This is a genomic window from Amycolatopsis sp. NPDC003731 (assembly GCF_053586895.1).
Window position 1 is genome coordinate 47,042 of sequence record NZ_JBSFNC010000051.1, and the last position, 10,174, is coordinate 57,215.

General features: G+C 71.7%; 10 protein-coding genes and 1 pseudogene. 5 read left to right on the top strand and 6 right to left on the bottom strand.

What is annotated here, in order from left to right; translation table 11 throughout:
- The first annotated feature begins 2 nt into the window (after positions 1 to 2).
- A complete protein-coding gene (locus ACWDN5_RS22405; RefSeq protein ID WP_449677641.1) occupies positions 3 to 938 on the top strand; it encodes an RluA family pseudouridine synthase in 936 nt (311 codons plus the stop codon).
- A 21-nt stretch (positions 939 to 959) separates the two neighbouring features.
- Here the strand turns inward: ACWDN5_RS22405 and ACWDN5_RS22410 are convergent, their stop codons facing one another.
- Entirely contained in the window at positions 960 to 1,538 is a 579-nt protein-coding gene (locus tag ACWDN5_RS22410; protein ID WP_449677651.1) for a hypothetical protein, read from the bottom strand.
- 245 nt (positions 1,539 to 1,783) lie between these two features.
- Between ACWDN5_RS22410 and ACWDN5_RS22415 the strand changes: the two genes are divergently transcribed.
- Together ACWDN5_RS22415 and ACWDN5_RS22420 are read left to right on the top strand one after the other, a co-directional pair.
- Positions 1,784 to 2,359: a dihydrofolate reductase family protein gene (locus ACWDN5_RS22415; RefSeq protein ID WP_449677642.1), complete on the top strand. Its 576-nt coding sequence runs from the start codon at positions 1,784 to 1,786 to the stop codon at positions 2,357 to 2,359.
- A 65-nt stretch (positions 2,360 to 2,424) separates the two neighbouring features.
- Positions 2,425 to 3,051, top strand: a complete 627-nt coding sequence (locus tag ACWDN5_RS22420) for an alpha-ketoglutarate-dependent dioxygenase AlkB (RefSeq protein ID WP_449677643.1) — start codon at positions 2,425 to 2,427, stop codon at positions 3,049 to 3,051.
- Between the two features lie 3 nt (positions 3,052 to 3,054).
- Here ACWDN5_RS22420 and ACWDN5_RS22425 read toward each other — a convergent pair whose 3' ends face one another.
- Genes ACWDN5_RS22425 through ACWDN5_RS22440 form a run of 4 tightly spaced genes read right to left on the bottom strand, consistent with a single transcriptional unit; the run spans position 3,055 to position 7,279 of the window.
- Positions 3,055 to 4,332, bottom strand: coding sequence for a cytochrome P450 (locus tag ACWDN5_RS22425; RefSeq protein ID WP_310975526.1), 1,278 nt, complete (start codon positions 4,330 to 4,332; stop codon positions 3,055 to 3,057).
- Between the two features lie 53 nt (positions 4,333 to 4,385).
- Positions 4,386 to 5,030: a class I SAM-dependent DNA methyltransferase gene (locus ACWDN5_RS22430; RefSeq protein ID WP_449677644.1), complete on the bottom strand. Its 645-nt coding sequence runs from the start codon at positions 5,028 to 5,030 to the stop codon at positions 4,386 to 4,388.
- Between the two features lie 10 nt (positions 5,031 to 5,040).
- Positions 5,041 to 5,610: a hypothetical protein gene (locus tag ACWDN5_RS22435; RefSeq protein ID WP_449677645.1), complete on the bottom strand. Its 570-nt coding sequence runs from the start codon at positions 5,608 to 5,610 to the stop codon at positions 5,041 to 5,043.
- Positions 5,611 to 5,623: 13 nt separating this feature from the next.
- Positions 5,624 to 7,279 carry a peptide-N4-asparagine amidase gene (locus ACWDN5_RS22440; protein WP_449677646.1) on the bottom strand — a complete coding sequence of 552 codons (1,656 nt, stop codon included), beginning with the start codon at positions 7,277 to 7,279 and terminating at the stop codon, positions 5,624 to 5,626.
- 129 nt (positions 7,280 to 7,408) lie between these two features.
- On the opposite strand from ACWDN5_RS22440, the gene ACWDN5_RS22445 reads away from it, so the two are divergent.
- Both ACWDN5_RS22445 and ACWDN5_RS22450 read left to right on the top strand, forming a co-directional pair.
- Complete coding sequence (locus ACWDN5_RS22445) at positions 7,409 to 8,404, top strand: LacI family DNA-binding transcriptional regulator (RefSeq protein WP_310975520.1); 996 nt, start codon at positions 7,409 to 7,411, stop codon at positions 8,402 to 8,404.
- A 65-nt stretch (positions 8,405 to 8,469) separates the two neighbouring features.
- On the top strand, positions 8,470 to 9,678 hold the full coding sequence (locus tag ACWDN5_RS22450; protein WP_449677647.1) for an MFS transporter: 1,209 nt from the start codon (positions 8,470 to 8,472) through the stop codon (positions 9,676 to 9,678).
- 47 nt (positions 9,679 to 9,725) lie between these two features.
- Here ACWDN5_RS22450 and ACWDN5_RS22455 read toward each other — a convergent pair.
- A pseudogene (locus ACWDN5_RS22455) lies at positions 9,726 to 10,106 on the bottom strand (ROK family protein); the annotation flags it as partial.
- Positions 10,107 to 10,174: the final 68 nt, after the last annotated feature.

The following is a 10,174-nucleotide window of genomic DNA, read 5'->3' on the forward strand; positions in this document are numbered from 1 at the left end:
CGATGAGACGCAAGCTCCGCCCGCCGATCCCGCCCCGCCACGGGCTGGACCCCGCCCGGCTGAAACTGCCCGACGGCGAGTGGCCGACCCTGCTGGCGCACCTCGTCGACCGGCTGCCGCGCGTCGCGCCCGACCGCATCGAGCAGATGCTGCGCGAAGAGCGCATCCACGGCACCGACGGGCCGCTCGGCATCGACACGCCGTACGCGCCGGGCTCGTTCATCTGGTTCCACCGGGACCTCCCCGACGAGGTGCCGGTGCCCTTCGCGATCGACGTCGTGCACCGCGACGAGCACCTGCTGGTCGTCGACAAGCCGCACTTCCTGGCGACGATCCCGCGCGGCCAGCACATCCTGGAGACGGCGCTGGTGCGGCTGCGCCGCGACCTCGACCTGCCGCACCTGTCCCCCGCGCACCGGCTGGACCGCGTCACCGCGGGGCTGGTGATGTTCGTGATCACGCCGGAGCTGCGCGGCAGGTACCAGACGCTGTTCCGCGACCGCCGGGTGCACAAGGAGTACGAGGCGATCGCGCCCTACGACCCGGCCCTGGCCCTCCCCCGGACCGTCCGCAGCCGGATCGTCAAGGACCGCGGGGTGCTGGCCGCGCAGGAGGTGCCGGGCGAGCCGAACGCCGAGACCTACGTCGAGCTGCTCGAACACCGCTCCGGCCGGGGCCGGTACCGGCTGGTCCCGTCGACCGGCCGGACGCACCAGCTGCGCGTGCACCTGAGCGGCCTCGGCGTCCCGATCCTCGGCGACGACTTCTACCCGGTGCTGCGCGAGAAACCCCTGGGCGACTTCACGAAACCGCTGCAGCTGCTGGCCAGGGTCCTCGACTTCGACGACCCGCTGACCGGCGCGCACCGCCGGTTCACCAGCCGGCGGCGGCTGTCCGCCTGGGACGACCCCGAAGCCTGGGCGGCGCCCCCGGCGTGACCGGGGACGCCGCCGCGGCCGTCACTTGCGCCAGAACTTGACGCCGCTCCACTGCACCGTGATCGGCCCGGCACCGCTCGCCGTGCGGTAGCTGCCGAACTTGTCGTAGTAGCTGCCGCCCGGGCTCGCGATCGTCTGCTTCAGCGAGCCGTTGAGGTACACCTTGTGCGAGCTGCCGACCTGGTTGATCGTGTTGACCCGCACCGACGTGCCGACGGTCGCGCCGCTGCCCAGCGTCGCCCCGCCCTCCACCGCGTACATCCGGCCGCCCTTCTCGACGGCCAGCATGAAGTACGGCCCGGCGTTCGAGCCGTCCCGGAAGGTCTGCTTGAGGCTGATCCGGGAGCCGGACATGCTGGTGATCTTGAAGGAGCCCTCGAACTGGTGGGTGCCGCCGGTGTAGGTGGTGTAGCGGCGTTCCGCGCGCTGGTCGCCGCTGCCGGTCGAGCAGGTGAGCTGGAACGTCAGCCCGGAGATCTGCCCGCACCCGCGTTCCTGTTCGGAGTAGCCCGGCGAGTCCGCGGTCCACGGACCGGTCCCGACCTGGGCGTCCGCCACCGGCGTGAGCAGGGTGAGCCCCAGCGCCGCCGCCGCGAGCACGCCCGCACCGTGAAGTCTGCGCACCGTCAACCTCCTGTGTCACTCGAGGCGGCGGTGGCTCGGCGAAAGGTCCAGACCTTTATCCGGCGTGCCAGTGACTGTACGAGCCCGCGGGACGGCGGGCAAGACCCACTTTCCGGCCGCGCGGTGTGTCGGAAGTTTTCTCCGGACGCGGTGTCGAATCCGGCTCGCCCCGTTCGACAGACTTGCAGAAGCAGGATCGACCACCTCCCGAGGAGCACCGCATGCGCACCCTGATCTCCACCTCGTTCGTTTCGCTCGACGGCGTCGTCGAGGCCCCCGGCGGGGAGCCGGGCTACCGCAACGCGGGCTGGACGTTCAAGGACATCGAGTTCGACCCGGCCGCCTACGCCATCAAGGGCAGCGAGCAGGAAGAGGCCACCGCGCTGATGATGGGCCGGGTCAGCTACGAGGCGTTCGCGCCGGTCTGGCCGGGCATGACCGTGGAGTTCGCCGGCTACAACGCGATGCCGAAGTACGTCGTGTCGACCACCCTCACCGAGGCGGACCTGGTGGACAACTGGGGCGAGACGACGATCCTGCGTTCCCTGGACGAGGTCGCGGCCCTGAAGGAGACCGAGGGCGGCCCGATCATCGTCAACGGCAGCGCCACCCTGAACCGCGGCCTGGCCGACGCGGGCCTGATCGACCGCTACCACCTGCTGGTGTTCCCGGTCCTCCTCGGTGCCGGCAAGCGGCTGTTCAGCGAGACCGACAAGGACAAGCAGAGCCTGAAGCTCGTCGAGAGCGAGGCCTACGGCAACGGGGTCCAGAAGCTGGTCTACGACGTCACGCACTGACCGCGGCCGGCCCTCACGATGTTTCACGTAGAACATCTGTTCGAACATCGTGTAGGGTCGGACCCATGACCACTCCGGCTCTGCAGGCATCGCTGTTCGGCGAGTCCGGCCCTGTCACGCTGCACGCCCTGGCGCCCCGCCGGACCGAACTCGGCTCCGGCGCGTGGGTCGACGTGCAGCCGGGCTGGCTCGCCGGCGCCGACGAGGTGTTCGCCGGCCTCGTCACCGGCGTCCCGTGGCAGGCGGAGCGGCGGAAGATGTACGACCGGGTCGTCGACGTCCCCCGGCTGCTGTGCTTCTACGGCGAGTCGGAGCCGCTCCCCCACCCCGTGCTGGCCGAAGCCCGCGCCGCGCTGAGCGAGCACTACGCCGGCGAACTCGGCGAGCCGTTCCGCACGGCCGGGCTCTGCTACTACCGCGACGGCCGGGACAGCGTCGCGTGGCACGGCGACACGATCGGCCGCGGCAGCACCGAGGACACCATGGTCGCGATCCTCTCGGTGGGCACCGCCCGCCGGCTCGCCCTGCGCCCGCGCGGCGGCGGCGACCTCCGCCGGTACGCCCTCGGCCACGGCGACCTGATCGTCATGGGCGGCTCGTGCCAGCGCACGTGGGAACACGCGGTCCCGAAGACGACCCGGGCGGCCGGGCCGCGGATCAGCATCCAGTTCCGGCCGCGTGGGGTCCGCTGAGCGTCAGTCCACCAGCACCGGCAGCTCGTCCAGACCGTACACAATGGACACCTTGCGGAACGACAGCCGCTCCTCCGGCACCGCGAGCCGCAGGTTCGGGAAGCGGCGGACGAGCGCCGGGTACGCCGTGCGCAGTTCCATCCGGGCCAGCTCCGCGCCGATGCAGCGGTGGATGCCGTAGCTGAACGCCAGGTGCGACGTCGGCTCGCGGGTCGCGTCGAACGTCTCCATGTCCGCGCCCAGCTTCGGGTCACGGTCGGCCGCCGACAGCGACACCAGCACGATGTCGCCCTCGGCGATGCGCACGCCGCCGATCTCCATGTCCTCCTTGGCGAACCGGGGGAACGCCATCTGCACCACGGTCAGGTAGCGCAGGAGCTCCTCGACGAAGCGGTGCACGGATTCGTCGTCGCCGCGGACGGCGTCCATCGCCTTCTCGTCGCGCAGCAGCACCAGCGCGCCGAGCGCCAGCATGCTCGCCGTGGTCTCCAGGCCGCCGGTGAGCACGCCGTCGGCCAGGCCGGCCAGCTCGCGGTCGTCGATCTCGTCGCCGTGTTCCTTGATCAGCATGCCGAGCAGGCCGTCCCCGGGCTGTTCGCGCTGCTTCTTGACGATGTCGAGCAGGTACGTCAGCGACTCCGACATCGCGCCGAGCGAGGCGCCCGCGCCGCCGAAGAGGTCGAAGCGGGCGGTGCTCAGCCGCTGGAAGTCCTCGCGGTCCTCATAGGACACGCCGAGCAGCTCACAGATGGTCAGCGACGGGATCGGCAGCGCGAACGCCTGCCACAGGTCGACCGGGCCGTCGGCCGCGGCCATCGCGTCGAGCTGCTCGGCGACGATCTCGTCGATGCGCGGGGCCAGCCGGCCGAGCCGGCGCATGGTGAACTCCGGCGTCAGCAGCTTCCGCAGCCGCGTGTGCACCGGCGGGTCCGCGAAGCCGAGGCCGCCCGGGTTCTGGTCGGCGGTCACGCCGGCGTTGCCGACGAGGTTGCCGAAGTCGCTGGAGAACCCGGTGGCCTTCCCGAGGACGGCCTTCGCCTCGTCGTAGCCGGTGACGAGCCAGGCGTTCATCCCGAACGGCAGGTCGAGCTTGCCGATCGGCGCCTCGCTGCGCTGCGCGGCCATCGCGGGGACCGGGTCGAGGCCGTCCCGCTTCAGCGGCAGCAGCGCCGAATCGGGCAGGATCGACGACATCTTTTCGAGGTCGAAGCCCTTTTTCGACTGCCGGGCGAGGTAGCGCCGGCCGACCCAGCCCAGGACCCGTGAGCGGAGACTCCCCATGGGACCGACAGTACCGTACTAGCCCGATCGGGTGAGGGAAGGCGAGACGGGGTTCACGCCGGCTTGCGGGCCAGCAGGTACGCCTGCGGCGTCTTCTCGTACGGACCGTGCGGTTCCCGGACCAGCCGCGCTTCCACCACCAGCCCGGCGGCGACGCACAGGTCGGCCACGTAGTCCGGCGGCAACCGGTAGGCGTCGAAGGAGACGTCGTGGCCGTAGCCGTGCGTGATGTGCCGGCGCTCGTCGCCGACCTGGAACCCGGTCAGCAGCCGGCCGCCGGGCGCCAGCACCCGCGCCAGCTCCGCCACCACCGGCGGCAGTTCGGCCGGCGGGGTGTGGATCAGCGAGTACCACGCCACCGCCCCGGCCAGGTGGCCGTCGCCGAGGTCGAGGGCGGCCATCGAACCGACCTCGAAGCGCAGCGCCGGGTGCGTCCGCCGGGCCACCTCGACCATGCCGGGCGAGAGGTCGACGCCGAACACGTCCAGCCCGAGCGAGGCCAGGTACCCGGTCAGCCGGCCCGGGCCGCAGCCGAGATCACCGACCGGGCCGCTCGTCCCGACCAGTTCGGCGAAGGTGGTCAGAATCGCCCGGTCCCAGGGGCTCTCGTCGAGCAGGTCCCGCAACTGCTCGGCGTAGGAGCCGGCGACGGTGTCGTAGGCGATCCGGGTCTCGGTCACGAAGGCGGGTTCGGTCATGGGCCGGACCCTATCCGGCCGGGGTGTCGACGCCGAGTTCCGCGCGGACTTCCGCCAGGAACGCGTCCCTGGCGCGCTCGGCCTCGCGCAGAGCCACCTCCCGGGAGCGGACGTCCATGCCCGTGGAGGAGCTGACGGTGATCCGCGCGCCGACCGCAGCCTGCACGAGATCGTCGGCCAGCGCGCGAATGCGGGGCGAGGCGAGGATGTCGACCGCCGCGTGGAAGGACGCGGCGGCGTGCGCATGCTCGCCCATGAGTTTCATGGACTCACCGGGCGTTTCGCCACGCGCCACTGCCTCCATACACTTGAGCAGCTCGCTCAGGTACTCGCCGGTCTCCTTGAGCAGACCGGCGTAGGCGTCCTTGCGCTCCTGCGACCAGTGCAGCGTGATCGCGTGGGCGCGCTCGGCGGCCAGGCGTTCGACCTCTCGCCGGTGCCGCAGTTCCTCCCGCGCGGCTTCCCGCTCCCACCGCCGGTCTTCCCGGCGGCTGTTGATCAACTGGCCCGTGACGACCCCGACCAGGCCGATGACGCCCACGACGATCGGTACCCAGACCGAGACCTGACCGGAAGCCATGGCGGCAGCCTAGTCAGTGCGGTGGCAGTTCCCGGTTCTCGGTGATCAACCCGTGCTCGCTCGCGACGTAGTGGAAGTATGGCCGGCCGAGGTCGTCCGAGCCGGTGAAGAGCGTCTTCGAGCGGCCGTCGGCTTCGGTGTTCACGCCGTTCGTGCGGGCCAGCACCCCGGATGAAGCCAGCCACTCCCGCGACGCGTTCACCGGCCGCCAGTTCCGGCCGTCGCCGGTGGCGTCGCCGAGGATCTTCGTCATGCCCACCGAGCCGGAGATCCGCAGGTTCTGGTCGTCGGTGATGTTCGCCGTCGCGTCCGTGGTCAGCGGGTAGGACCACGTGTGCCTCGTCGCGCGGACCAAGTCGTCCACTGTGGACGTCGACGTCTGCTGCCCGGAGTCCGCCTGCACGACGTGCTGGGTGAAGCCGCCGCCGGTGACGTCGTCGCTGTTGCGGTAGTCGCGGGTGCGCTCGACGCGGGTGTACACCCGGCCGGCGGAGGTGTCGACGTAGCCGGCCGTGACGTCGTGTCGCTTGGCCGTGACCGTGACGTTCACGCCGCCGGAGATGTCCTTGACCGTCGTCTGCCGGGCCGGCGCGGCCGCGACGTCGTGCTGGATGAGGGCTCCGGACGTCTGCGCCGCGTTTTTGTCGGTGTAGAGCAGTAGCGTCGGGACGACGGTGAATTCGCCGCCGATGTCCGGGAAGGAGAACGAGAGGTCATGGGTACTGCCGTCGACGAGACGGCCCGCGAACGGCGTGACGTCGTAGGTCTCGGCGTGCAGGCTGAAGGTGTCGATCGCGACGACCGGCCGCCACAGCTGCGGCACGATCCCGCCGGAGTAGATGTGCGGGAAGGTGAACGCGCTCCCGGCGGCGATCCCGTCGATCGCGAAGTTCGCCTCGCGGTACGGCCCCTTCCCGCAGAGGCCGGCCGCGGGGTACTTCGCGGCCACCTCGTCGGGGACGTCGTCGAACCACTGCTCGTCGCAGGCGTGGCCTTCGAGGGTGACCTCGAGGTAGGCGCGGGTGATGTTGCGCGGCAGGGCCTGGGCGGTGAAGTGCACGGTGGGCGCGGCGGGCGTCGCGTCGGCGTGCCCGAACCCGGCGACGTGGGCAGGCGTCTCGGGCGCGGGGTGCCGGGGATCGGCCTGGTAGTAGGTGAGCGTCACGGTCTGGGCGTAGACGCCGGTGTAGATCGGCGAGGTGTAGTTCTCGACACCGCCGTGGAAGGGCTGCGGGGTCCGCAGCAGCGCGGAGTACGGCGTCAGGTCCTTGTCGAAGTGGTAGGTGATCGCGCGGCGGCCCTCGCCGCTGGGCTCCTCGGTCGTCCCCCACCAGACCTCGGTACCGCCGATCCGCAGGTCGCCGATCCGGTCGTACTGCCGTCCGCTGACGGTGACGGTCTGATCCATGACGACCTTCGCCCACGGCCCGGGGCAGGCCTTGGGCGGGGTGAGGGTGCCTTCGTAGTACTGCGGGCTGCCATCGGCGGCGTTCGAGCGGAAGCCGTCGGCGAGCGTGACGGTGCAGTGCGGCGTACCGGGCCGGGTGACGCCCGGCGCGGCGGTGACGGGATTGTCGGTGTCGCCTTCCACAATGGGCGCAGCCGAGGCGATCGCCCCGGCGAACACCCACGTCAGCACCAGTGACAGGACGATCGTGAAGATCCGCACCCGGACTCCTCCCCGTGGCAGGCACACCCGGCCCGAGCCTAGCGGCGCGATCATCCGACCAACGTCGGTAATCGGCTCCTGAAACGTTTCAGATCGTGGTAGGCTCGCACGTCTCAACGAGGGGGTCCGGTGGTCGGCATCAAGGACGTCGCCAAGCGCGCGGGCGTCTCCATCGGCACGGTGTCCAATGTGGTCAACCGGCCGCACGTCGTCGCGGCCGCCACACGCAGCCGCGTGCTTTCGGTGATCGAGGAGCTCGGGTACGTGCGGGACGAGTCCGCGCGGCAGCTGCGGGCCGGGCGCAGCCGCGTCATGGGGCTGCTCGTGCTCGATCTCGGGAACCCCTTCTTCGTCGACGTCGCCCGCGGGGCCGAGCAGGCCGCGCACGCCGAGGGCCTCAACATCATCACCTGCAACAGCGGGCAGCGGTCCGAGCTGGAAGCGTCCTACCTGGCGATGTTCGCCGAGCAGCGGGTGCGCGGGGTGCTGCTGAGCCCGGTCGCGACGTCCGGCGAGGCGCTGCGGACCTTCCGGCGCACCGGCACGCCGTACGTCTTCGTGGACCGCAAGGCCCCGGCGTCGGAGGCGAGCTCGGTGTCGGTCGACGACGTCGCCGGCGGCGCGCTCGGCGGACGGCACCTGCTGGAGACCGGGCACCGGCGGATCGCCTTCGTCAACGGCCCCGCCATCCTCGCCCAGTGCCGCGACCGCGAGCAGGGCCTGCGCACCGCGCTGGCCGGCTCCGGAGCGGAACTGACCGTGCTGGAGGCGATCGGCCTCGACGTCCCTTCCGGCCGCGACGCCGGTGCACGCCTGCTCGGCACGAGCCCGCGGCCGACGGCGGTCTTCTGCGCGAACGACCTCCTCGCCCTAGGCGTGCTGCAGGCGATGGTCGGCGCGGGCGTGCGCGTCCCGGACGAGATGGCGATCGTCGGCTACGACGACATCGAGTTCGCGGCCGCGGCGGCGGTCCCCCTGACGTCGGTCCGCCAGCCCGCTCGCCGCCTCGGCCGCACGGCCGCGGAACTGCTGCTGGCGGAGACGTCGGACACGAAACCCGAACGGCAGGCCGTCGTCTTCACCCCGGAGCTGGTCGTCCGCGAATCGACCCGGGTGCGCCGCTGACCTTTTCCCACCCCTGACCGGTAAATCGGTTGGAATTCACCGATCGCTTCGGCAAGCTCGGGCTCATGGCGTCCAGGTGGGTGCGGCTGCAGGCCGTCGCGGTGTCCGGTTCGTCCGCCGAAGGCCTTCTGCTGGCCGCCATCCCGCTGCTGGCGGTTTCCGTCACCACCGATCCGCGCGAGGTCTCGCTGATCAACGTCGTCGGGGAAGCGCCGTGGCTGCTGCTGTCCCTGTTCGCCGGGGTGCTCATCGACCGGGTGCGGCGGACCACCGTGCTGGCCTGGGCCTATGCCGTGCTCACCGGGTCTGCCGTGGTGCTCGCCGCCGTCGCCTCCGCCGGGGTGCTCAGCCTGCCCGTGCTGCTGGTCGTCGCCTTCGTCATCACCTCGGCGCGGGTGCTCGGGGATGGCGCCAGCGGTGCGCTCGTCCCCGACGTCGTCGGCCCTGAACGGCTCGCCCACGCCAACGCGCGGCTCACGGTGATCGACCAGGGCGTGGTGCGGTTCGTCGTGCCGCCGCTGACCGGGTTCCTGATCGCCGTCGCCGCCGGGGCGCCTTCGTGGCTGGCCGCCGGCTGTGCGCTCCTCGCCGTGCTGCTGGCCCGCCGGATCCCGTCCGAGTCCGTGGTGGCCGCGACGACGCACCCGCTGCGGGACCTCTCCGGCGGGCTGCGGCACCTGGTGCGCACGCCGCTGCTGCGGTCGATCACGATCAACGTCGCCCTCGGCTCGTTCGCCGCGAGCGCCGGCAACTCGATGTTCGTCCTCTACGCGACGCAGGTCCTGCACGTCGGCCCGGTCGGCTACGGCCTGCTGCTCGCCTGCCTCGCCGTCGGCTGGGTCGCGTCGTCGTTCGTGGTGCAGAAGGTGGTGGACCGGCTCGGCTACTCGTGGTCGATGCGGTTTTCGCAGAGCTTCGGTGCCGTGGTGACGCTGCTGATCGCGATCGTCCCGCCGTGGCCGCCGCTGGTCGGTGCCGTGCTGATCTCGCTGACGGCGACCGTGCTGATCTGGAACGTCTGCTCGCAGTCGAGCCGCCAGCGCTTCACGCCGGCGCCGCTGCTGGGCCGGGTGCTCACCAGCCACCGGGCGCTGGCCTGGGGCCTGACCCCGCTCGGTGCCCTGGCCGGCGGCCTGGTCGCGGCGCACTTCGGCCTGCGCGCGGTCTGGGTGATGGGCGCCGGCGTCCAGGCCGTCAGCGCGGTCCTCGTGTGGTTCCAGCTCTCCCCCGCGGCGTTCCGCAGGACCGAAGAACTGGCCGCCGCCCGAGCCTGAAGCCGGGTGGTGTGCCGGGTCGGGGCACCGGCACACCACCCGGACGCCTACCCGCCCAGCGCCAGCGCCACCGCACCCAGCAGCGCAGCGTCCTGGTCGAAGCGGGCCGCCACCAGCTCGGGCGGGAACGGCACCGCGTGCGCGAGGCGGTCCGCCAACGCCGGCAGCAGCACGTCCGCCGAGCGCACGAGCCCGCCGCCGACCGCGATGCGTTGCGGGTCCAGGGCGATCGCCAGGTTGGCCACGTGCATCGACAGTTCGTCGAGCGCGGCCGTGACCAGCTCCTTGGCCTCGACGTTCTCCTTGGCCAGCGCGAACAACTCCCCCGCGGTGACCGGGCGGCCGAGCAGAGAGCTCGCCCGGCCGCCCAGCCCACGCCCACCGACGGCTTCCTCGAGCGGCGCCGCTCCGCTCGCGAAACCCTCGGTCCGGCGGATCTGGGATTCCCCGCACGTCAGCACGCTCGGCGCGGCGGAGATGATGTACTACCTGGCCC